Origin of the sequence: Pseudomonas lactucae, assembly GCF_016937615.1 — a bacterium.
GTDB lineage: Bacteria > Pseudomonadota > Gammaproteobacteria > Pseudomonadales > Pseudomonadaceae > Aquipseudomonas > Aquipseudomonas lactucae.
Genome location: NZ_JAFHKI010000099.1, coordinates 23,029 through 45,555 on the forward strand (window position 1 = coordinate 23,029; position 22,527 = coordinate 45,555).

The 22,527-nt window shown below is 58.2% G+C and carries 23 protein-coding genes and 4 pseudogenes; 14 read left to right on the forward strand and 13 right to left on the reverse strand.

The window, feature by feature from the left end; all coding sequences use genetic code 11:
- Positions 1-193 precede the first annotated feature (193 nt).
- Positions 194-1,216 carry a zinc-dependent alcohol dehydrogenase family protein gene (locus JWR98_RS18385; RefSeq protein ID WP_205490753.1) on the reverse strand — a complete coding sequence of 341 codons (1,023 nt, stop codon included), beginning with the start codon at positions 1,214-1,216 and terminating at the stop codon, positions 194-196.
- A gap of 247 nt (positions 1,217-1,463) precedes the next feature.
- Between JWR98_RS18385 and JWR98_RS18390 the strand changes: the two are divergent.
- A pseudogene (locus JWR98_RS18390) lies at positions 1,464-2,366 on the forward strand (LysR family transcriptional regulator); the annotation flags it as partial.
- Positions 2,367-2,469: 103 nt separating this feature from the next.
- Positions 2,470-3,046 (forward strand): annotated as a pseudogene (locus JWR98_RS18395) (tyrosine-type recombinase/integrase); the annotation flags it as partial.
- Between the two features lie 227 nt (positions 3,047-3,273).
- Here JWR98_RS18395 and JWR98_RS18400 read toward each other — a convergent pair.
- Both JWR98_RS18400 and arsN2 read right to left on the reverse strand, forming a co-directional pair.
- Positions 3,274-3,642, reverse strand: coding sequence for a hypothetical protein (locus tag JWR98_RS18400; RefSeq protein WP_078733312.1), 369 nt, complete (start codon positions 3,640-3,642; stop codon positions 3,274-3,276).
- A 72-nt stretch (positions 3,643-3,714) separates the two neighbouring features.
- Entirely contained in the window at positions 3,715-4,167 is a 453-nt protein-coding gene (gene arsN2 / locus JWR98_RS18405; RefSeq protein WP_225908774.1) for an arsenic resistance N-acetyltransferase ArsN2, read from the reverse strand.
- A gap of 141 nt (positions 4,168-4,308) precedes the next feature.
- On the opposite strand from arsN2, the gene JWR98_RS18410 reads away from it, so the two are divergent.
- From JWR98_RS18410 to JWR98_RS18440, 7 genes are read left to right on the forward strand one after another with little or no spacing between them, the layout of a single operon-like run.
- Complete coding sequence (locus JWR98_RS18410; protein WP_205490754.1) at positions 4,309-4,731, forward strand: arsenate reductase ArsC; 423 nt, start codon at positions 4,309-4,311, stop codon at positions 4,729-4,731.
- Positions 4,728-5,084, forward strand: a complete 357-nt coding sequence (locus JWR98_RS18415; protein ID WP_078733314.1) for a metalloregulator ArsR/SmtB family transcription factor — start codon at positions 4,728-4,730, stop codon at positions 5,082-5,084. Before JWR98_RS18410 ends, JWR98_RS18415 begins: the two co-directional genes overlap by 4 nt.
- A gap of 24 nt (positions 5,085-5,108) precedes the next feature.
- Entirely contained in the window at positions 5,109-6,392 is a 1,284-nt protein-coding gene (locus tag JWR98_RS18420) for an arsenic transporter (protein ID WP_078733315.1), read from the forward strand.
- A gap of 16 nt (positions 6,393-6,408) precedes the next feature.
- Entirely contained in the window at positions 6,409-6,879 is a 471-nt protein-coding gene (locus JWR98_RS18425; protein ID WP_078733316.1) for an arsenate reductase ArsC, read from the forward strand.
- Positions 6,880-6,926: 47 nt separating this feature from the next.
- Positions 6,927-7,640 carry an arsenical resistance protein ArsH gene (gene arsH / locus JWR98_RS18430; protein ID WP_078733317.1) on the forward strand — a complete coding sequence of 238 codons (714 nt, stop codon included), beginning with the start codon at positions 6,927-6,929 and terminating at the stop codon, positions 7,638-7,640.
- Between the two features lie 20 nt (positions 7,641-7,660).
- Positions 7,661-8,083 (forward strand): arsenate reductase (glutaredoxin), encoded by a 423-nt coding sequence (gene arsC, locus JWR98_RS18435; protein WP_205490755.1) that lies wholly within the window; start codon positions 7,661-7,663, stop codon positions 8,081-8,083.
- 37 nt (positions 8,084-8,120) lie between these two features.
- Positions 8,121-9,194 (forward strand): ArsO family NAD(P)H-dependent flavin-containing monooxygenase, encoded by a 1,074-nt coding sequence (locus tag JWR98_RS18440; protein ID WP_078733319.1) that lies wholly within the window; start codon positions 8,121-8,123, stop codon positions 9,192-9,194.
- Here JWR98_RS18440 and JWR98_RS18445 read toward each other — a convergent pair.
- A pseudogene (locus tag JWR98_RS18445) lies at positions 9,178-9,758 on the reverse strand (arsinothricin resistance N-acetyltransferase ArsN1 family B). The gene JWR98_RS18440 and the pseudogene JWR98_RS18445 overlap by 17 nt on opposite strands.
- A 24-nt stretch (positions 9,759-9,782) precedes the next feature.
- Here JWR98_RS18445 and JWR98_RS29525 point away from each other — a divergent pair.
- The 3 genes from JWR98_RS29525 to JWR98_RS18460 all read left to right on the forward strand — a co-directional run bounded on the left by JWR98_RS29525 (position 9,783) and on the right by JWR98_RS18460 (position 11,004).
- Entirely contained in the window at positions 9,783-9,941 is a 159-nt protein-coding gene (locus JWR98_RS29525; protein WP_225908775.1) for a hypothetical protein, read from the forward strand.
- A gap of 285 nt (positions 9,942-10,226) precedes the next feature.
- The gene (locus JWR98_RS18455) at positions 10,227-10,367 is read left to right on the forward strand and encodes a LysR family transcriptional regulator (RefSeq protein WP_143480868.1); all 141 of its coding nucleotides are present in this window, start codon (positions 10,227-10,229) and stop codon (positions 10,365-10,367) included.
- Between the two features lie 22 nt (positions 10,368-10,389).
- Positions 10,390-11,004 (forward strand): substrate binding domain-containing protein, encoded by a 615-nt coding sequence (locus JWR98_RS18460; protein ID WP_078733320.1) that lies wholly within the window; start codon positions 10,390-10,392, stop codon positions 11,002-11,004.
- A 303-nt stretch (positions 11,005-11,307) separates the two neighbouring features.
- Here JWR98_RS18460 and JWR98_RS18465 read toward each other — a convergent pair whose 3' ends face one another.
- The 4 genes from JWR98_RS18465 to JWR98_RS18480 form a co-directional block, all read right to left on the reverse strand.
- Entirely contained in the window at positions 11,308-11,862 is a 555-nt protein-coding gene (locus JWR98_RS18465) for a DcrB/PsbP domain-containing protein (RefSeq protein ID WP_078733322.1), read from the reverse strand.
- Positions 11,863-12,059: 197 nt separating this feature from the next.
- The gene (locus JWR98_RS18470; RefSeq protein WP_078733323.1) at positions 12,060-13,427 is read right to left on the reverse strand and encodes a glutamine synthetase family protein; all 1,368 of its coding nucleotides are present in this window, start codon (positions 13,425-13,427) and stop codon (positions 12,060-12,062) included.
- 69 nt (positions 13,428-13,496) lie between these two features.
- Positions 13,497-14,897 carry an aspartate aminotransferase family protein gene (locus JWR98_RS18475; protein WP_205490757.1) on the reverse strand — a complete coding sequence of 467 codons (1,401 nt, stop codon included), beginning with the start codon at positions 14,895-14,897 and terminating at the stop codon, positions 13,497-13,499.
- A gap of 171 nt (positions 14,898-15,068) precedes the next feature.
- On the reverse strand, positions 15,069-15,860 hold the full coding sequence (locus tag JWR98_RS18480; protein ID WP_205490759.1) for an SDR family NAD(P)-dependent oxidoreductase: 792 nt from the start codon (positions 15,858-15,860) through the stop codon (positions 15,069-15,071).
- Positions 15,861-15,956: 96 nt separating this feature from the next.
- Here JWR98_RS18480 and JWR98_RS18485 point away from each other — a divergent pair, with 96 nt between their 5' ends.
- Positions 15,957-16,862 (forward strand): LysR family transcriptional regulator, encoded by a 906-nt coding sequence (locus JWR98_RS18485; RefSeq protein WP_078733325.1) that lies wholly within the window; start codon positions 15,957-15,959, stop codon positions 16,860-16,862.
- Positions 16,863-16,917: 55 nt separating this feature from the next.
- Here JWR98_RS18485 and JWR98_RS18490 read toward each other — a convergent pair.
- From JWR98_RS18490 to JWR98_RS18510, 5 genes and pseudogenes are all read right to left on the reverse strand, one after another.
- Positions 16,918-18,527 (reverse strand): annotated as a pseudogene (locus tag JWR98_RS18490) (gamma-glutamyltransferase family protein).
- A 22-nt stretch (positions 18,528-18,549) separates the two neighbouring features.
- On the reverse strand, positions 18,550-19,329 hold the full coding sequence (locus tag JWR98_RS18495) for an amino acid ABC transporter ATP-binding protein (RefSeq protein WP_078733327.1): 780 nt from the start codon (positions 19,327-19,329) through the stop codon (positions 18,550-18,552).
- A gap of 2 nt (positions 19,330-19,331) precedes the next feature.
- Complete coding sequence (locus tag JWR98_RS18500) at positions 19,332-20,108, reverse strand: amino acid ABC transporter permease (protein WP_205490761.1); 777 nt, start codon at positions 20,106-20,108, stop codon at positions 19,332-19,334.
- A 12-nt stretch (positions 20,109-20,120) separates the two neighbouring features.
- Positions 20,121-20,930, reverse strand: a complete 810-nt coding sequence (locus JWR98_RS18505) for an ABC transporter substrate-binding protein (protein WP_205490763.1) — start codon at positions 20,928-20,930, stop codon at positions 20,121-20,123.
- Positions 20,931-21,005: 75 nt separating this feature from the next.
- Positions 21,006-21,674, reverse strand: coding sequence for a GntR family transcriptional regulator (locus JWR98_RS18510; RefSeq protein WP_003174044.1), 669 nt, complete (start codon positions 21,672-21,674; stop codon positions 21,006-21,008).
- Positions 21,675-22,015: 341 nt separating this feature from the next.
- Between JWR98_RS18510 and JWR98_RS18515 the strand changes: the two genes are divergently transcribed.
- A partial coding sequence (locus JWR98_RS18515) for a YbhB/YbcL family Raf kinase inhibitor-like protein (RefSeq protein WP_205490765.1) occupies positions 22,016-22,527 on the forward strand: 512 nt, incomplete at its 3' end.

Sequence of the window (22,527 nt, forward strand, 5' to 3'; positions counted from 1 at the left end):
GGGTTGTGCAAAGGACGCACACACGACTGCGCCGCACTGCAATACAGGGCGGCGTCAGGGAGAAAGTACTGATTTCAGGGGCTCGGAAGCCCAGTCGACGCGCAACGGCGCGCGCGGTTTAAGCCCTGTGAAATGGCGCATTTGCCTCATGCGCCAAGGGCTATAACGACTTGTTTGCGAATATTCCTACATCTTAAACAGCTTCAACCTGCAAGGCCACACGCTCGCGGCACGGGCATTCGTCCATATAGCGGTGCGCTTCCACGAACTGGTTGAACGGGAACACCGTGGTTTTCAATGGCACGAGCACGCGGTCGGCAGTCAACTGGTTGATATCGCGCAATGCTCGCTGCAGGGCCACATGGTCCTGGATGATGCCCAGTTCCGGTTTGCCGGTGAAGTTGCCGATGCAGTGCACAAAGAACTGAATGTTTTTCTGAAACGCCGCACACGCCGGGAATGGCGTCTGGTTGCCGCCCTGCAGGCCATAGAGCACCAGGCTGCCACGGGGGGCCAGCACATCACCGAGCAACGACATCTGCGGGCCACCCAAACCATCGAACACCACATCGACGCCGCGGTTATCGGTGATCTTGTTGATCTGCATCAGCAAGTCCTGCTCTTCGGTAGCGATGACCTTCTCGGCACCGAGGGACAGCAAGTACTCACGCTCGGTACTGTCCTTGGTCGCCGCGATCACCCGCACACCCAAGGCCTTGCCCAGTTGGACAAAGGACGGACCGGCGCAGTGGCTGGCATCCGTGACCAGGGCAAATTGCCCAGGCTTGACCCGTGCAAGGTCCATGTAGGCAAAGTACGCGATCAGCAGCGGCGTGTAGTGCACACTCGCTTCGATAGGGCTCAAGACATCCGGGTAACGGGTCAGCGCCGAACGCGGCAATACGATCCGTTCGCCGTATACCGGGTAATCGTTGGGACTCTCGGCCGGAAAACTGGCCACCTTGTCGCCCACGGCCAAATCATCCACACCGTCGCCAACGGCCACGACCACGCCGGCCATCTCATGACCCAGCCCTGAGGGCAAACGCGCATGGGAGGACGCCAGGTTCTGGCGCCACAAAATGTCGTACCAACTGATGCCAATCGCCTCGACACGCACCTGCACTTCGCCCGGTGCGGGCTGCGCGGCTGCATGCTCTTCGCATTTGAGCACCTCGGCCGGACCAAACTTGTGAAAACGGATCGTGCGGGACATCGCAAACCTCGTCAAAGTAACTTCTAATGCCCTGAACTCTATCTGGGCTTTACAGGTAAGACCACCGGTCACCATTAATAGTCGACATGCCTGTCATTGATTCAGCTTCTGAGGAACAGACACCAAGTCTTGTAGGAAAACTCAATTATCCTGTGCAGAGTACCAGCCTTTCCCCGTAAGATTCATGCCGGGCATTGTTCTCATATGGCCGCTCTCGTCAAGTTTGCTGACTCTTCCAGGACACAAGATGAACCGTAACGACCTGCGTCGTGTCGACCTTAACCTCTTGATCGTATTCGAAACCTTGATGCACGAGCGCAGCGTGACCCGCGCCGCCGAGAAGCTGTTCCTCGGCCAGCCTGCGATCAGCGCGGCGCTGTCGCGCCTGCGCGGGCTGTTCGATGACCCGCTGTTCGTGCGCACCGGTCGCAGCATGGAGCCCTCTGCCCGTGCGGTAGAGATCTTCGCCCTGCTCTCCCCGGCCCTGGATTCCATTTCCACCGCGGTCAGCCGCGCCGCCGAGTTCGACCCGGCGACCAGCACCGCCGTGTTCCGCATCGGCCTGTCCGACGACGTCGAATTCGCCTTGCTGCCGCAACTGCTCAAACGCCTGCGCGCCGAAGCCCCCGGCATCGTGCTGGTAGTGCGCCGCGTCAACTACATCCTGATGCCCGGCCTGCTGGCCTCCGGCGAAATCTCCATCGGTGTCAGCTACACCGCCGACCTGCCGGCCAACGCCAAACGCAAAGTGCTGCGCCGCAGCATGCCAAAATTGCTGCGCGCCGACAGCGTACCGGGCTCCCTGAGCCTGGACGACTTCTGCGCCCGCCCCCATGCCTTGGTGTCCTTTGCCGGCGACCTGAGCGGGTTTATCGATGAAGAACTGGAAAAGCTCGATCGCAAACGCCACGTCGTGCTGGCCGTGCCGCAGTTCAACGGCCTCGGCACCTTGCTGGCGGGCACCGATATTCTTGCGACCGTGCCGGACTATGCCGCCGAGGCATTGACCTCAGCGGGCGGCTTGCGAGCGGAAGATCCACCCTTACCGGTGCGCTCGTTCGAGCTGCACATGGCCTGGCGCGGGTCGCAGGACAACGACCCGGGAGAGCGGTGGTTGCGGTCGCGGATTCAGATGTTTTTCGGGGACCCGATAGTTTGTAACTGCATTCCACAGAATCAAAAAAAGCTTTTAGTAACAATAGGTTATTCTGTTTTTAATCCAAAGCCGTCCGTCTAAATCCAATGGAGACATTGCCCGCGGCGCACGCCGTGATGTGGCTAACCACACCGCCCCGCTAAAGGCAAAGACCGCCAAGATCGAGGCACAGTTGCTCAATGAAGAGCGCACCTTCGCGTACGTGGCCGAGCAATGGTTGGCGTTCAAATCTGCCGAACTGGTGACTAAATCAATCTCGGGGTTTAGCGGAGCGCTTAACAGCCACATCTTGCCTGCCATTGGCAAAAAACCCGTCAGCGAGATCAAACTGGAGTACATCACCACGATCATCACCGAGCTGCGCCGCCAGCGCATCATGGCCATGGCGCGGCGCGTGCGCACCGTCATCCGTGCCGTCCTGGGCTTTGCCGAAGGGCGAGGCTGGGTGGCGCGCAACGTGGCGCTCAGCAACATCGAAGAGTTGAAGATCCGCCATATTGTGACCAGCAATCCAGCGATCGAAAGGCCCGCGGATCTGGGAAGGTTCCTGTTGCTACTGGATGAATGCAGCATGCAGCAACGGCAGCGTTGTTACGGCGATGCGCCTGCTGGTCATGTTGCCGGTCCGCCCTGGTGAATTAGTGCAGATGCGGTGGGAAGACGTCGACCTGGTCGATGATGCCCTTTCAGCACCAGCGCAACACGCCCGCCAAGTGGACTGCTTGTGCCCAAAATTTTCTGAAATTTAACATCCGCTCCGACCGAGTTAACCTAAACTCGCGATAGATTGGGATGGCAGACTGCATGTACACATTAGTGACCTTCACCATTGCGGAACTGTTCTAAAAGGTATGGGAAACGCCGATGGTCAAATTGGCTCAGGACATCGGTGTGTCTGAACTTAGTTCGTCGCAGTGGTAGTGCCTGGAGCGGGGCCTTCGCTGAACGTGTAGTTGATGACTATGTCATTTCGGATCAAGACATCGAGAGTTTTCTGAGTGCCCGTAGTCGTCACCTTCATGGTGACAACGTAGCTTTGGGCATGGGCTGAGCCATTGGTGTAGGTGTAGATCCACTTTTCGTCAGTCTCGCTGACTGCGCTTTTGGCGTAGGGCTCACCAAACAGGGACTTCAACTCAGTAGTCGTCGTTTTGCCTTTGGTGATGCTCGCTACACTGGCCGACGGAAAGTCTCGTCCTGCGGTGTAGTGGGATGTAGCGCAACCGCCAAGTGCGACACAGATCCCTATTACTGCGATGAGCTTTTTCATATCCATCCTTGATCGTAGAAAGCTCCAAATCTAGCTGGCATCGAGGCTAAAAGCCATCACCAAGGTGATCAGCTACTTTCGTGCATTCGCAGATAATGCCTTGCACATGTAGCAAGCCGAGCCAGGGCAAAGCCCCATGAACTGCTCCGTCTGAGAAATCAGAGGCGGCGCAGAGCCTCGTTGATTTGCTGCATAGCCCTGCTGCTCAAAAAAGCCTGACGCAGTTGTTGTCAGCAAATGAAATCGAGCGATTCCCTGCTCGGCGGCTTTCGCTTCAATGACCCGAAGCACCGCGACACCGACCCCCTTCGATCTGTATGTCGACACTACGACCAGAGAACGCAACAACCCGTCCGTACCATGCGTTTCGAATCCTCCCCATGCGACCGTCTCACTGTCCAGTGTGAACTCAAAAAAGGTTCGGCCTGGAAGATCAATATCGTCTGCTGGAAGGTCAGCAGATTTCAGCGCATCGCGAAAGCGCTGCGACTGCCCACCGGCTATTTCCGTTGCCTGGATCATCATATCCCCCTCCATCCTCTCATCTCCGTTATGCCTACACGCATGGAGCGTTAGGGCACATGCCGAAACAGCAGACATCATATTCGCTTTACCGAATATTCGCCAAAGCGTATATTCGATTTTCCATATGTATCGAGCTCCACCATGAGCCCTGCTATCAACGTGCTTTTCGTGTGCGTTGCCAACTCAGCCCGCTCCCTGCTTGCAGAGGCTTTGCTGCGGCACACCGACCCGCGCTTCGAGGCCTTCAGCGCAGGATCTGAACCGTCTGAGGTTGATCTGCGCACGACTCAAGCATTGGAGGCGGTTGGAGTCGATGCAACGGGCCTGCGCAGCAAGTCCATCAGCGAGTTTCAAGCTGATCGATTTGATTACGTAATCACTCTTTGTGATAAATCCGCAAGCGAATGCCTACCAATGCCCAGCGCAGGTGAAGTCATTGCCTGGGATTTTCCTGACCCAGTAACCAGCGATGATCCTGGCGCATTTCGCCATACGCTCCACGACATCCACGAGCGCATCAAGCTCTTCGTTTTGGTCAAGACCAAACACCTGGAGGATCTATGACAGAACCCATGAACCCCACCACTTTATTCAAGTGCCTGTCGGATGACACCCGAGCAAAAATTTCGCTGCTCGTCGTGAGTGAAGGCGAGTTATGTGTCTGCGAGCTGACAGCCGCTCTTGAGATGAATCAGCCCAAAATTTCTCGTCACTTGGCGCTGCTTCGTTCAGCAGGCTTGCTGATGGATCGTCGCCAGGGTCAGTGGGTGTACTACCGCCTGAATCCCGATTTGCCTGCGTGGGTAACTGCGGTTTTGAAAGAAGTCGTAGACGCCAATCAGCAATGGCTGGAAACCGAGACTAAACGCCTCTGCGGTATGAACGAACGTCCGATCAACCAGGCCGTGTGCAGCTGATTCACGCCCAACCGGATTAACGAAATGCTGATTGCCGTATTGATATTTATCGCCACCATCGTGCTCGTTATCTGGCAGCCCAAGGGGCTCGGAGTTGGTTGGAGTGCCACGTTGGGTGCCATCGTGGCGTTGCTGGCAGGCGTCGTTACTCTTGCCGACATACCAGAGGTTTGGCGCATAGTCTGGAACGCTACCGGAACGTTCATCGCGGTCATTATTATTAGTCTGTTGCTTGATGAGGCAGGCTTTTTCAAATGGGCTGCGTTGCATGTGGCCCGATGGGGAGGCGGGAGCACCCGCAAGCTGTTCGCATTTATCGTCCTGCTGGGCGCAGTGGTGTCGGCCCTGTTCGCCAATGACGGAGCAGCATTGATCCTCACACCCATTGTGATCGCGATGTTGCTGGCGCTGCGTTTTTCTCCTGCTGCTACGTTGGCGTTCGTTATGGCAGCCGGTTTTATCGCCGATACGGCGAGCTTACCGCTGGTGGTTTCCAACCTGGTCAACATCGTTTCTGCCGACTACTTCGATATCGGCTTCAACGAATATGCTTCGATCATGGTGCCGGTAAACATCGTCAGCGTGGCGGCGACATTAGCCATGTTGCTGTGGTTTTTCCGCAAAGATTTACCAAAGACCTATGACCTCAACCAACTGGACAATCCGGACGAGGCGATCCACGACCGGGCCACTTTTGTAGCTGGTTGGTGGGTGCTGGCACTACTGCTGATCGGGTTCTTTGTCATTGAGCCATTGGGGGTGCCAATCAGCGCCATTGCAGCGGTCTGTGCATTCATTCTTTACGTCATCGCGGCTCGTGGTCACGCCATCAACACAGGCAAGGTGCTCAAAGAGGCGCCATGGCAGGTGGTGATTTTTTCTTTGGGTATGTACCTGGTTGTTTATGGCCTGAAGAACGCCGGCCTGACCGACCACATCGCGCAGATCCTGAACGTGTTCGCCGGTTATGGCGTTTGGGGTGCGTCCCTTGGTACAGGTCTGCTGACAGCGTTGCTGTCTTCGATCATGAACAACATGCCCACCGTTCTGGTAGGCGCCTTATCCATTCATGCCGCCGAAGTCGATGGTGTAGTCCAGCAAGCGATGATTTACGCCAACATCATCGGCTGCGATTTGGGCCCGAAGATCACCCCAATTGGGAGCTTGGCAACTCTGTTGTGGCTGCACGTGCTCGCCCGGAAAAATATAACGATCAGCTGGAGTTACTACTTCAAGACCGGGATCGTGCTGACCGTGCCCATCCTCGTCGCCACATTGTCCGCCCTGGCACTGCGCCTCAGTTTTTGAATCAAGGAATCGTCTGATGAAAGTCTTGTTCATGTGCACCCACAACAGCTGCCGCAGCATTCTGTCCGAGGCGCTTTTCAACCACTTGGCGCCTGAGGGTATAGAAGCCGTCAGCTCAGGAAGCTTTCCCAGTGGCCGGGTGAATCAACGGGCATTGCAAACGCTGGAGGCGACGGGTATCTCCACGGCGGGCTTGAGCAGCAAGGCTTCGGATGCTTTTGAAGGCTCGCCTCCCGACATTGTGATCACTGTCTGTGACCGGGCTGCGGGTGAGGCATGCCCAATCTTCTTTGGGCCAGCTTTGAAGGCGCATTGGGGTCTGGCCGACCCGTCTGACGCTAGCGGTTCGGAAGCCGAGATCAGCGCAGCTTTTAAAACTACACTCGCCAAAATTCACGAGCGCGTGAGCGCATTTCTTGCGCTGCCACTGAAGACCATCAGCGCTGAACAGTTGAAAGCTGAACTGAACCGCATCGGTTCGCTTTAAAGATCAACCGAGGCGGCACCCAACCAGGCGCCGCCGTAGGAGTTTATATGCAAGACGCATTGCCGAACGTACACGCCGACCTGATCGACATTCCGTCGCTGGAGCAACTGTCGCCTCGCACGCCTTCGCTCCATAAACCTCGCATTCTTCTGCTGTATGGATCAACGCGAGAGCGCTCATTTAGCCGATTAGTCACGCAAGAGGCGGCACGCCTGTTGAATGAGTTTGGTGCTGAAACCAAGATCTTTGACCCATCGGGTCTGCCGCTTCCGGATGACGCTCCCGATACACATCCAAAGGTCTCTGAGCTGCGCGAGCTGATGCAATGGTCTGAGGGACAGGTGTGGTGCTCCCCTGAGCGTCACGGCTCCATGAGCGCAGTATTCAAAGCCCAAATTGACTGGGTTCCGCTGGCGATAGGTGCTGTACGACCTACGCAGGGCAAAACCCTAGCTGTGATGCAGGTCTGTGGCGGCTCCCAATCCTTCAACGTGGTTAACCAACTGCGGGTACTTGGACGGTGGATGCGGATGTTTACCATCCCTAACCAGTCTTCCGTGGCCAAGGCGTTCACCGAGTTCGATGAAGCAGGCCGTATGAAACCGTCCTCGTACTACGACCGACTGGTGGACGTGATGGAGGAGTTGATGAAGTTCACGCTGCTGTTGCGGGATCGCCAGGATTATTTGGTTGATCGGTACTCCGAGCGTAAAGAGTCCGCCGAAGAGCTTTCCAAGCGCGTCAACCAGCGCTCCATCTAACGTCAGCACGAGGAAGCGATATGAGCCAGATCACGATTTACCACAACCCCGAATGCAGCACTTCTCGAAATACCTTGGAGCTGATCCGTAATAGCGGGGAAGAACCGACGGTTATCGAGTACCTGAAGACCCCGCCTGATCGCACCACACTTGCCAGGCTCATCGGGGATACGGGTATCGGGGTGCGGGCTCTTTTGCGTATCAAAGGCACTCCGTACGAAGAGCTGGGATTGGGCGATGCATCGCTGACGAACGAACAGCTCATCGATGCCATGATGGCTCACCCTATCCTAATCAATCGCCCCATCGTCGTGACGCCTTTGGGGACGCGTTTGTGTCGTCCGTCAGAAGCTGTGCTCGAGTTGTTACCGCAAGAGCAGCGTGGGAGTTTCGTCAAAGAGGACGGCCAAGTGGTCATTGATGAGCACGGTCGCAGAGTCTGATACGACAACGGTGAGATGCCGCAATTGAGCCTGGAGGATGCTGGTGAGTCAAAATTCGAAACTTGATGTTGTGGTCATTGGCGGTGGACAATCCGCGCTGACAGTCGCCTATTTTTTGAAGCGGTCAGGCTTGTCTTACGTGCTGCTCGATGCGGAGTCTGCACCAGGAGGTGCCTGGCGGCACGGCTGGGATTCGCTGCGACTCTTCTCTCCATCGGCATGGAGCTCGATTGCGGGCTGGCCGATGCCTGCCGTATCAGAAGAAACGCCTCACCGTGACGATGTTATCGACTATCTGACTCTGTACGAGCGTCGATATGACTTCCCCATCATCCGATCCACCAGGGTGACCCGTGTCGAAAAAATCGAAGAAGGATTACGGGTTGTCTCCGGGGATGGAAACTGGGATGCCAAGGCGGTTATCAGTGCAACAGGCACCTGGAGCCGGCCATTTACCCCTAGCTATGCCGGACAGGAGTTGTTCGTAGGGCAGCAGCTTCATTCCGCTCATTACGTTGGGCCGGATGAGTTTGAGGGGAAAACCGTCCTTGTCGTGGGTGGTGGCAACTCGGGAGCCCAGATTTACGCCGAGGTTTCTAAAGTGGCTCAGGCAATCTGGGTAACTCAAGAGGCCCCAAAGTTTCTACCTGATGAGGTTGATGGGCGCGTCCTGTTCGAACGAGCTACTGCTCGATTGAAGGCGCAACAGGAAGGTGTCGAGCCTGAACAACCCGCTGGGGGGCTGGGCGACATCGTAATGGTGCCATCGGTGAAGGACGCTCGTGAACGCGGTGTATTGAGCGCAGTACGGCCATTCACGCACTTCACTTCAACAGGCGTTGTTTGGTCATCAGGAGACGAAACAGCGGTGGATGTCGTCATCTGGTGCACTGGGTTTTCTCCAGCGCTCGACCACCTGAACAGCCTGGGCATTGTAGGCCAGGATGGCAAAGTGGCTGTGAACGAAAACCGGAGTGTTGCTTCACCCAATCTGTGGCTGTTGGGATACGGCGATTGGACGGGGCTCGCCTCTGCGACATTGATCGGAGTAACCCGCACCGCTCGAGATGTAGTCAAGCAAGTGCAAACGTATCTCACAGGCGGAGTCTGATAGCGCGCCCTGAACAGTCGAGTGAGCCTACAGTGATGCGACTCCAAGCTCGGGAAGAGAATAGAGTCGCCTGGCAAAGGCCGAGCCGCCAGTAGCCGACGTCGTGCCATTTTCCAAGCTTGAACCCTACCTCTGGATATGTGCCGATGTGGGTGAACCCTAGCGATTCGTGCAGCCCCACGCTGCTTTCATTGGGCTGCGCAATTCCAGCGTAAGCGGCGCGAAACCGCTGACTCTCAAGTATCGGAAGCAGAGACTTATAAAGTTTGCGGCCAACATCCTGATGGCGAACCGATTCGGCTATGTACACCGTCACGTCAACAGCCCATCGGTAGGCTGCACGTGCACATGCTGGCTTGCGTATGCGTAGCCCTTGATCTCACCACCCTCTTCAGCCACAAGGTAGGGATATGTCTGAAGTGTCGTCGCTATCCGCTGAGAAATCTCCTCAACGCTTGGCGGGGTCTCTTCGAAGGAGATCGCCGTGTTCGAAACTATGACGGCATAAATGCGCTGTATGGCTTCTGCATCTGCTGCTGTCACCGTACGGATTTTCAAAGCCATGTAGCTAGCAATTGGTTTCCTGCCATGGACGACAGCGCACTAATGCCGCTGCTTTCGAAGCTGGTGCCCGAAGACCGTGCGGGCGCTGAGGCTTATCTTCAAAGCGTTACCGAGAAAGCCATGGCAATGTCCAAGGAGAGTAGCAGCATTTATTGGTACTACGGCGCGCGCTCACTCAAATAGCGCGACAGCAGGCCCTTAGCAATTGTCGCAAGGCGACTGGCAATCCCTGCCGGCTCGTTGCGCAAAATATGGAATTAATAGATGGCTGGCAAGATGTGGTTTCCCCATCTAGGCAATGACGAGCTGTTTGGCGCAGCGACTAGATCTCAACCCACGTATTGACTGCGGGTCTGGATAGATGACTTGGCCGGACGCTTACACTCCGCCGGCCCCACCCTCAGTAGCGGCACCAACATCATGCCGAACTGAAGAAAGCTTTGGGCCTGGTGTCGCCGGTTGCGACAGATGGCCCTGCGCCTGTTGCACCGAACTACAGGCAAGCTATCGATGACGACCGAAGGGAAGCGCTACTACATCGAAGCCCTTCGTGTTCTTGACGCCATCGACGAGGCCGAATCGGTGGTCCGGCGAAAACGAGCTCCGTGATTTGATGCGCGTGAATTGCTAGATGGTCGTCGGTTTTCTGCATGTGCAGCGGTACCCGCATCTGAATGTTGAATTGCATCTGTCCGACAAATACGTCGATCTACTCGCAGAGCGCTTCGACTTGGCCGTGCGCGTGAGTAACCTGAAGAGCAACATGCTCATTGCACGACAGGTCGGCGTATCCGAGCGCGCCGTTTTCGCCAGCACCGAATACCTCGAACGTCATGGCGAGCCTCACACTCCACAAGACTTGATGAACCATGAGTGCATACTCAACACCCGTTTGCCCAACGGAGGTCTCTGGCCTTTCGTTGGCAACGAGATCAACATAACGGGTCGGTACCGCCTCAACAACCACGAGGCAATTGTGAGCGCCGTATGCCAGGGTATCGGCATCGGCCTTGCTCCCGTCTGGATCTTTGAAGAATATCTTCGCGCAGGTCGCGTGAAGGCGCTGCTTCCCTGTCATCCGCTTCCCACTGCTGAAGTCCACCTACTATATTCGGTGCCCAGACTGGTAGCCAAACGGACGCGGATATTCATGGATGCAATCGCCACTGCTTTCGCGGGAAAGACATGCATGCAACCCGGATACCTCGATAGGCTTCGAAACTCCGGTGCCGCTCAGCTTGAGTAATACAACGTAACGTTGGCGCTCAGCTCTCTTCAATCACACAACTGATTTGTCAGAATCCCGGAGTTTTTCGCGATGACTGTGCTTTCCGAATACTCGACAGAAATTGCCTGGTCTGGCGGTTGGATCTCAGACAGATGACGCGACATGTTGACGGCGCCGTTGCCGCCGTTTGCTTCATCTTGGCACGCGCAGATTTACGCGTAGTCCACGTAGTGATTCCGGGGCTTTGCACGAGCTCATGCCGGCTCCTTGTGATGGACAGACCGTCGGGAGCCGACAGCCTACTATCCGGAAACCTGCGGTTTACTTGCCCAGAATGTTTTTCAACGCAGCGGTATGGCCGGCCGGGTCGTTTACGCTGGACATCACTTCGATGATGGTGATGTTCTGATCGCTCATCGTCATCAACGAGGCCACCAGTAGTTTCAGGCCGTTAAAATCGTCGGTGCCGTCCAGGCGGTACATCTTCAAGCCGTTCACTTGAATGGTCTTCTCTCCGGTCATGCGAAAGTTGGGTGACGCGGCCTGCTGCTTTTCCTTCAAGGTATCCACGGCAAGGCGAAACGCGGCGTCCGGGGTGGTGCCCGCAGTCGTTGCCGGACCTTCGGTAACGATGATGGCCCGCTCGCTTGTCGGATCGAAGTACATCGTGCCGCCGTGCTCGCTGTTCAAGGTACGGGCCTCGACGCCTTTCAGCACGAACTTCAGCTTGCCGCCTGCCAGGGACACCGATCGCGCGTCCGATGCCGCCGTAGCGGTATTTTCAGGCGCAACAGCAACTGCCATGGTGGCCGCGCCGCTCAAGGCAGCAAGCACGCACAAGGAACGGGTCCAACCCAACAGCAAATGCTTCGACATTGATAACGCCTTTGTTTTCAAGCCGGCGAATACCGACGGCCTATCGCGCGAACAGACTAGCTTACTTGCCTGCTCACTTGCCCAGGATGTTGTTCACAGCCGCAGCGTGTCGCTTATCTTTGCGGAGTTATCATGTCGAATACACAGCAGCCGGTGCCGTCAGCGGTGTATTTCAACGCCCGCTGACGGGCCACCATTCATGCGTGCGTGAGATACCAACGCCAGTCCTGCTCCCCGACTTCAGCATTGAACTGACGGAACTCGCGCCACTTGATCGCCAAAAACACCTTCAGGAATTCGGCACCCAGCGCCTCATGTGCCCAGGTTGAACGTTGCAGTGCCTGCAACGCTGTCAGCCAGTCGGTGGGGAGGAAATCAGTCGCCTGTTCGTAGCCATTGCCCTCAATCGCCGCGCCGGGATCGCTTTGATGAGTGATTCCGTGGTGAATGCCCGCGAGCACCGCGGCGGCGGCGAGATAGGGGTTGGCATCGGCGCCGCAAATGCGGTGTTCGATATGCCGACTGATCGCGGGGCCGCCGGGCACACGGAACGACACCGTACGATTATTGACGCCCCAACTTTTGGCCAGTGGCGCGTAACTGCCGCTCTGAAACCGGCGATAGGAGTTGGCATGCGGGCAAAATATCGCCAGCGCGTCAAACAAGGTTGCCATCATCCCACCGATGGAGTGCCGCAACAGCGGCGTGCCCTGTGGGTCTTCGCTCGCATACAGGTTGTTCCCCTCCTCGTCCGCCAGGCTGACGTGCAGATGCATGCCGCTACCGGCCTGATCGCTGAATGGCTTGGCCATGAAGCACGCTTGCAGCCCATGTTTGTTGGCCACCCCTTTGACCAGGCGCTTGTAGCGTACGCCTTCATCGATGGCCTGGAGTGCATCGAAACGATGTTCCAGCGTCAACTCGAGCTGGCCCGGAGCGTACTCGGAGATCGCCGTACGTACCGGCAACCCTTGCAGCGCGCACGCCGCGTAGAGGTCATCAAGAAACGGTTGAACCTGCTCCAGTTCGTAGACGCCATACACCTGCGGAGCAACCGGGCGAACGCCATTGGTTTGCAGCGCCGGCTGCGGCCGACCGTTGACGTCGCGTTGCCGGTCCAGCAGGTAAAACTCCAACTCAACCGCCATGACCGGATGGAATCCATCGGCTTTCAGCCGCTCGATGGTGTTCACCAGGACATGGCGCGGGTCGGCGGGCGCGGCGGGAAGACCTTGGGTCGGGTGCAGGCTCACCTGCACCTGACCGGTGGGATGGCTGCGCCAGGGTTGCAGGGTCAGGCTTCCCGGCAAGGGGTAAGTCCAGCAATCCGCATCAGCGACATCCCAGACCAGGCCGGTCTCGTCTACGTCCTCGCCCTGCACGGTCAAGGCGAGAATGGAACTTGGCAGTGGCCGACCATTCTCATAGATCGCCAGTAGCTCGTCGCGATGCAACAGCTTGCCCCGTGGAACACCGTTCGCATCGATTAGGAACAGCTCGATGCTCAGCACTTCAGGGTGGGCGGCCAGATAATCCTGGGCTTCTTTTTTATCGGCAAATTGCATGTCAAACCTCTTAGCGCTCATTCAAGCGACTTGTTGTATTTGAGAACGGTGGGAGCGTCAGACGCCCAGTCAAGAAGGGATAAGCCGAGCGCCCGGTAGAGCAAGCAACGCAGTCAGCGCGCTATCCAACTCACCGATCAGCCTGTCGATATCGGCATCACTTGTTTGTGGACAGCACAGGGTCATGTTGTGAAAAGGCGTGATCAGGATGCCGCGATTGATCAAGTAGAGATGCAGGGCCATTTGAAGGCTGTCATGAAACGCCGCCTCGGCTTGCGCACCGGTCCTGGGCGAAGTGGCACAGAATTGAAACTCACAACGCGCGCCCAACTCGGTGACGGACCAGTTCAACTGGTGCCGTTGGAACAGCGCTCGAAACCCCTGCGCCAGGCGCGAGGCCAGGGGCAGCATGTGCTGGTAGGCCGACGCTGTCATGACCTCTTCGAGGCTGGCGCGCATGCAACGCATCGCCAGTGCATTGGCGGACAGCGTCGTTCCCATACCGCTGTGGCCATGCCCACCGCCGTCTGCGCTGACGGTCTTCTGCGCGTCTTGCATGGCCGAGGCAACGTGCTCGGTCATGCCGAACACAGCGCAAGGCACGCCACCTGCGATGGGCTTGCCCACCACGAAAAAGTCGGGATCCAACGCCCATTGGCGCGTGCATCCACCGATGCCGGTGGAAATTGTGTGGGTTTCATCAATGATCAGCAGGCTGCCATATTGACGGGTCAGCTCTCGGCACTTTTGCATGAAACCCGGATCGGGCAGGACCATGCCAATGTTCGTCATCGCCGGCTCGCACATCAGCGCGCATACATCGCCCTGGGCTAGAGCAGCCTCCAGCGCGGCAACATCGTTGAAGGGGATGGATCGACTGTATTGGGTCAAGTCGTAGGCTTGGCCCACAAGGCCTGAACGGTGCACTGTTTTGCCGTTGCGGCAGCGCACCATGACGTCATCCACGGTGCCGTGATAGCAGCCGTCGAACACCAGCAAGACATTGCGTTGAGTGATAGCCCGCGCCCAGCGCAACACATAACGGTTGGCATCAGTCGCAGTAGCGGTCACCTGCCAGTAAGGCAGCTCGAATCGCTGCGCCAGCAACTCGCCACAGACCACCGCGTCTTCGCCCGGCAGCATCGTGGTCAAGCCGTTATTGGCCTGTTCGGTGATGGCGCGGACGATAGGATCAGGTGAATGGCCAAACATGGTGCCGGTGTCGCCCAGGCAAAAGTCTATGTATTCATGACCGTCAACATCAGTGAAGCGTGCCCCTTTGGCACGCTTGACGAAGAGCGGCGAAGGCATCGACCAATCGCTCATCCAGTGCATGGGCACACCGTTGAGCAGATTCGTCTTCGCACGCTTGGCCAGCGCCATGGACGTTGGGTTGTTTTGTATAAAACGGGCACGTTCGGAGGCGGTAAAAGCAGCAATTGCTGATTCACTAATTCCACTTTTCAACATGATCAAAACCCTATGTCAGTTATCAAATCAATTAAACATCGATGATTGACGGGCAGCCGAATACGCTTGAGTGAACTTACCTATTTTTTGATAGGTCGCACTTTCATAAAGCGTGGTTATAGCCGCGCCTCGCCAGGAACTTTCGTTAATCGTGTGGGTGCGTATGCAAACTTAATAGGCGGCTTGAGGGGCTTTGTTCTCGATCAGGCAGTTGCCGCCATCCACCACAATAACTTCACCGGTGATGTAACTGGATTCAGGCGATGCCAAAAAGGCAACCGCCGCGGCCACTTCTCGAGGATTGCCCGCCCGCCCCATCGGCGTGAAGCGCCCCGCCTGCGCTTCAACGGGCGTCGTCGAGCCGGTGGTGATCCATCCGGGCGCCACGCTGTTTACAGTCACCCCTTGCCTGGCGACTTCCAGTGCAAGCCCCATGTTCATGCCTATCATTGCGGCCTTGGCGGCGCTGTAAGCAGCTTCGCCTGGATTGCTGCCGCGGGTTCCCGTAGTGGAACTGATGTTGACGATGCGCCCATAATTTCGCGCCTTCATACCGGGCAACACGGCTCGGGTCAGCAGAAAGGCAGTGGTCAGGTTTCTGGCCAGTGAAAGGTTCCAGTCATGCAGTTCCATCGTCGCCAATTCCGAGAAAATCTCAGGGCTGCCCTGCATGGACATGCCCGCATTGTTCACCAGAATATCGACCCGCCCCCAGACTGACACGGCCCATAGGCTGAAGTCACGCACCTGACTTTGATCGGTGAGATCAGTTGGCCGGCCTTCAACTTCAAACCCTTCATGACGCAGTTCTTCAACCCGGTCCGCGATGCGCTTGCTACTGGCAGTGATGATCAACTTCGCCCCGGATGCACCGAGTCTGCGAGCAATAGCCATACCGATCCCGGAGTCACTCCCGGCACCACTGACAAGTGCCACATGCCCCTTCAATTCTTGACCCAACATGGTGTGTCCCACGTATTTAATTTGAAAGAGAGTGGAAACTAGGCCAATAAACCTGATAAATAAAGACGACCATTATCAGAAAAACTGACGACCACCATGGCGTTTACCAGTGAGTCCCTTAAGCTCTTCCTCTGCGTCATGGACAGCGGCTCTTTTTCCGCCGCGGCTCGAAAATTAGGCCGGGTCCCCTCGGCCATCAACATGGCGGTGTCGCAGCTTGAAGCCGAGCTGGATTTGTTGCTTTTTGACCGATCAACCCGCAAAGCCATTCCTACGCCAGCCGCCAAGGCACTCGAGCCACAGGCACGACAGGTCGCCAGCCAGTTGAACCTGCTGGACGCCCATGCGCTGCAGCTTCATCAGGGGTTGGAGGGGCGCCTGGTCCTTGCGATGGCGCCGGAGTTGCAAACAGGCATCTGGAATCGTCCGCTGTCCATTATCGCCAGGGAGTTTCCCACGCTGGAGATCGAGATTCGCTCCGCGTCGCACCCCGAGGCGATGCGCATGCTCCATGAAGGGCGTGTGCAATTGGCGCTTGGGTTCGAACGACCAGGGCTTGACGAGCGCGAGACGTTTCTTGAGGCGGGGAGCCAGTTGTTAGTCGCGGTGGCTGCTCCAGATCATCCCGCGGCCGCCGGCCAAAAAAGCCCCTTGAGTGAGGAGCAACTGGTCAATGTTCGGCAGATCATCGTTGCGACCGGAGGACCAGCAGACTCTGACCCACGTGTTGTGCTGTCGCGGCGGATCTGGCACAGCGACAATTACCTGGCCACTCTGGACCTGGTGCAGCAAGGATTGGGTTGGGCTTATCTTCCACAGCCGCTGGTACAACCTCTTCTCACGTCGGGCGCATTGACGGAGGTGGTGTTTGACTACATGCCGAGTCAGATGCGGTTATGGGTCGATATCATCTGGGTAAAAAACCGTCCGCTAGGGCTGGGCGCGCGGCGTTACCTGAGCCTGATGCGCGAAATGGCCGAGGGCGAACCTCGGCGTGTTTGACAAGTAAAAATGAATGGCCGCTCTGCGCGGCCATCGCCTTCGGATGGGCAGGCGCCTACCAAGCCGCGATATGCGAATCCGCCCGTGGCTCAGTGCCGCCGCACAACACACCGGTGACCGGGTCACGCAGGATGATCTGCCCTCGCCCATAGTCGGTCAGGTCGCTGTCGGTCCGCACCTTGTGCCCGCGCCGCGCCAACGCATTGACCAAGTCCCGTGACGCGCCATGTTCGATGCCGACCTTCATGTCGCCCAACCATTGCCAGCGCGGCGCGTCCAACGCCGCCTGCGGGTTGAGGCCGAAGTCCACCAGGTTCATCACCATCTGCACGTGACCCTGGGGCTGCATATAGCCGCCCATCACGCCGAACGGTCCAAGAGCCTTGCCATCTTTGCTGAGAAAACCCGGGATGATGGTGTGGAAGGTTTTCTTGCCCGGTGCCAGGCAGTTGGCGTGGGCCTCATCGAGGCTGAATTCCTGCCCACGATTTTGCAGGGCAATGCCGCTGTCGGGCAGCACCACGCCGGAGCCGAAGCCGTGATAGTTGCTCTGGATAAACGAAACCATATTGCCTTCGGCGTCCGCCGTGGCCAGGTACACCGTACCGCTGGCATGGGGATCGCCGGGTTTGGGCGGCTGGGCCTGCTCGCCGATCTGGCCACGGCGGCGGGTACTGTAGTCGTCGCTGAGCAGGTCGGCCACTGCCACGCGCATGTGCGCCGGGTCGGTGATGTAGTGCAGGCCGTCGCTGTAGGCGAGCTTCATCGCCTCCAGCTGGCGGTGCCAGGTCTGCTGGCTGTCGCGATGATCGAAGCTGAATCCCTCAAGAATCTTCAGCGCCATCAGGGCGACCAGGCCCTGGCCGCTGGGCGGGATTTCCCAGACATCCACGCCACGGTAATTGATATGGATCGGCTCGACCCACTGCGCACGGTAATCCTTGAGATCACTGGCGCGCAGGTAGCCGCCGCTGGCGCGCGAATGCGCGTCCAGGCGCTCGGCCAGGGCACCGCGATACAGGCTTTCGCAGCCGGTGGCGGCCAGCTCTTCCAACGTGCGGGCCTGTGCCGGGTTGCGGAAGATCTCCCCCGCTTGAGGCGCGCGCCGTCGATCAGGAAGGTGTCGAACCAGGCCTGCAACACGTCATCGCGGTGCGGGCTGAATTCGTTCAAGGATATCTGCCATTGATGGGCGACCACCGGCGACAACGGGAACCCGTCGCGCGCCAGGCTGATGGCCGGTTGCAGCACATCGGCAAACGGCAATTTACCGAAGCGTTTCGACAACTCGGCCCACGCCGACGGGCAACCCGGCACCGTGACCGGGGTCCAGCCGTACAGCGGCATCTGTGGGTGCCCCGCCGCCTTGACCGCCTCGATACTCAAGGCCGCCGGCGCATGGCCATTGCCATTCAGGCCATGCAACTGGCCCCTGCACCACACCAAGGCAAACGCGTCGCCGCCCAGGCCGCAGCCGGTGGGTTCTACGACAGTGAGGGCCGCCGCCGTGGCAATCGCGGCATCAATGGCATTGCCGCCCTTCTGCATGATCTGGATGCCGGCCTGGGCCGCCAGCGGTTGCGAAGCGGCGACCATGCCGCGACGGGCGAACACGCTCTGGCGTTGCGACGGATAAGGGTACTCGTGAGCGGAGAATTTCAACATGGCAAAAGCTCTTCAAAAAAGGTCATAGCACGCGGCTGAGAAACGCCCGGGTACGTGGATGGCTGGGGTGGCTGAAAATCTGCTCCGGCGGCCCCTGCTCGATCAACTCGCCCTGATCGAGCACCACCACGCGGTCGGCCACTTCGCGGGCAAAGCCCATTTCATGGGTGACCACCACCATGGTCATGCCCTCCTCGGCCAATTCCTTCATCACCTGCAGGACCTCGCCGACGGTTTCCGGGTCGAGGGCGCTGGTGGGTTCGTCGAACAGCATGGCCTGGGGCTTCATCGCCAGCGCACGGGCAATCGCCACCCGTTGCTGCTGTCCACCGGAAAGCATCGACGGGTAGTGGCCGGCCTTGTCCGCCAGACCGACCCGCGCCAGCAAACCACGCGCCTGCTCCAGCGCTTCGGCACGCGAAACGCCGAGTACCTGGATCGGCGCTTCGATGATGTTTTCCAACGCGGTCATATGGGGGAACAGGTTGAAGCGCTGGAACACCATGCCAATGTCACGGCGCTGACGCGCGATGTTGCGCTCCGAGTCGCGTACCAGGCTGCCGTCGCTGCGTTCGCGATAGCCCATGGCGCGGCCGTTGACGCGGATGCGTCCGCCCTGGATGTCTTCGAGCAGGTTGATGCAGCGGATAAAGGTGGTCTTGCCGGAGCCGGAAGCACCGATCAGCACCACCACTTCACCGCGCCGCACTTGCAGGGAGATGCCCTTGAGGATCTGCAACGCGCCGAACGATTTTTGGACGTCCAACGCCTCGATGATCAGTTCTTCACTTTGGTGCGCCATGGTTAACGTCCCCTCAGTAGTTTCAGGGTGCCGCGGCCGAACATGCGGCTGGCGGCCGGCGGCGGCATCGACGGCCGGTCGGACTGGCCAAAGCGGTTTTCGAGCCAGTGTTGGAAAAAGCCCCACAGGGTAGTCAGCGTCAGAAAATACAGGGCGACCACCAGGTACAGCTCGAACACGCGGAAGGTCGCCGACGTAATCATCTGGGTGCTGAGCAGCAGCTCCTGCACCCCGATCACGCTGACCAGCGTGGTGTTCTTGAGCATGACGTTGAACTCATTGCCCAGCGGCGGCACGATCACCCGGAACGCCTGGGGCAGCACGATACGCCGCATCAGCTTGCCGAAGCCCATGCCCAGGGAACGTCCGGCTTCGTACTGGCCCTTGTCCACCGCGCCGATACCGGCGCGGATGATCTCGGCCATGTACGCACCTTCATTCAGGCCCAGCGCTATGATCGCCGCCTGGATATTGCCGGGAACGATCAGGCCGAACAGCTCGATGTCCTCGAAGCGAAAGATCCCGCCCGCCGCCAGTGCGGTGTACAGAAACACGATCTGTACCAGCAACGGCGTGCCGCGCATCAGCCACACGTAAAAGCGTACAGGCAGGTGCAGCAGCGGGTTCTTCGACAGACGCAACAGCGCCGCCGCCAACCCCAGCGCACAGCCGAGCAGCATCGCCAGCACGCTGATCAGGCAGGTCAGCCAAAGCCCGGTGAGGTACACCCCGCTGGGCTGCAGCAGGTACTGCCAGAACACATCCCAATTGAAATTCATCGCCGTTTTGCCTCAGTCGAGTGTGTCGCTGCTGACATGCCATTTGTTGAGCAATTGCACGTAGCTGCCGTCGCTGCGCATGTCACTGATGATCTGCTGCACGGCGGCGGTCAGTTGCGGATCATCCTTGCGCATGCCCAGGCCGGTAAGGATGCGGTTGAATGCCGGGACGCCTTCCTGGAACAGCTCCGGCGCCATCGCAGCGTAGTAACCGGCGGTTTCCACGGTGGTGCCGTAGGCGTCGACCTGGCTGATGCGCAGGGCCTGGAAGGCATCGGTGTCGGTGTTGTAAACCACCAGTTTCATCGGGGGCTTGCCGACCTTGGCGAGGTTTTCGTTCTGGGTATCGAGCAGGGTCTTGATGGTGGAGCCGTTAAGTACCGCGACCTTGTGTGCGGACAGGTCATCCAACGTTTTGATGCCTTTAGGGTTGCCCTTGGGCACCACCACCGACTGGCTGGAATACATGTAGTTGACGATGTCGATCACCTGGCGGCGCTCGGGTTTGTCGAACAGTTGGTCGACGATCATGTCGCACTGCTGGGCGAGCAGCGCCGGCACCAGGCCGGAGAACGGAATCACCCGCCATTGCACCTGTTTGTCGCCCAGACGCTTGGCGATTTCCAGGCCCAGGTCGACGGTGAGGCCGCGCGGTTTCTGGGCTTCGTCGAAGGACACCAGGGGCGGTGAATCCATCCCCGAGCAGTAGGTGAGTTTGTCGACCTTTTGCAGGCGCTCCGGCACTTGGGGCGCGGCAAGCGCCCATTGTGTGCACAGACCCAGGGTTACAGCCACCAGCAAGGCGCGGCGTTGTTTATGCATGACCAGACACTCCACTTCGTTGAATAACGGGGCAGGACTAAAGTCAAAACATGGACGGGTTCGGACCCGTCTCTATTATTTTTTCGAGCGCAGAAAGTGACTCAACGCCGGTACGGTGCCTTCGATGTGCTCGCGCACCACCGCCTCTGCACGGGCGGCGTCACCGGCGCGGATCGCGTCGAGGATCACCGCGTGTTCCTGGCGCGCGCTGAGGGGTTTTTCGCTGTGCTGCAACCACAAGCGCATGGGCGCTTCCACCAGCGAATACAACGCTGAAATCTGCTTCATCAAGCGCGGGCGACCGCTGAGGCTGCACAGGTATTCATGAAAGGCGCGGTGGCGACGGACCCACGCGGCGCTCTCGTCGCGGTAGTCATCCATCTCGTCCAGCAGCCGCTCCAGAGCCGCCATCTGGCGCTCGCCGATGCGGCTGACCGCGACGCGCACGGCCAGGCCCTCAAGCGCGCTACGCATCTCGAACACCTCGTGCAGCTCGTCGATATCCAGACCGCTCACGACTGCGCCACGGTTAGGCCTTAGTGTCACCAACCCCTGGGCATCCAGGCGGCGAAACGCTTCGCGCACCGGCATGCGGCTCATGCCGATCTCGCTGGCGATATCTTCGGCAATCAAGCGATCGCCTTTGCGGTAGCGACCGCCGCAGATGGCATCGAGCAGAAAATTGTAGGCCTCCTCCTCGGCAGTGAGGGGCTGGCGGTCAACGTAAGCGGGAGCAAATTGCATTGGCAGCCTCTTTGTATTTTTGTATCCAATTATCCACGAATGCAACAAAGCAGAATGTGTGCCAACGGGCTTGTTTCAGGGTTAACTGGCTGATTCCAATGTGATCTTTCGTTTACGTGCAGACGAGATACGCGGTGCAGATAGAGCCATGTGCTACCAAATGGCACAACGACTGCCCGTTTTTGTGCAGGGAGGTAGCGGATGATGACGCGCTCGACCACCCTTGAAACCCCATACGATCCAGGCATATTGACTGGATTGCGACGAAAATCGAGCGCTGACAAACAGTCTTGGCTGACCAGGCACGCCAGACTAACCACTCCAAACCAAGAGGAGTCGGTATGAAAAACCCATGTGTCGCCGCGGGCCTTTTTGCCCTTTCACTCATCGCTGCCACTGCACAAGCCCAGTCGTTCACGGTGCAAAGCAGCAGTGTCCAGGACGGGCATTTTCAACAGCGTCAATTTGCCAATGTGTTCGGCTGCACCGGCAAGAACCTCTCCCCTGAAATTTCCTGGAGCGGTGCCCCGCCGGACACCCAGAGCTTTGTAGTGACCCTGTATGATCCAGACGCACCGACGGGCTCGGGCTGGTGGCATTGGGTGCTGGCTAACGTGCCTGCAACGGTGAATGAACTGAAGGAAGGCACAGGTAGCGTCGGTGGTACATTACCCGCCGGTACGCTGCAGATACGCGGTGACAACGGTATGCCCGGCTATCTGGGTGCCTGCCCTCCCGAAGGGCAAACCCACAACTATGTGATCGCGGTATACGCCATGAAAACCGATAAATTGACGCTACCGCCGACGGTCACACCGGCGATGCTTGGCTTCATGGTGCCAGGTGGTTCGCT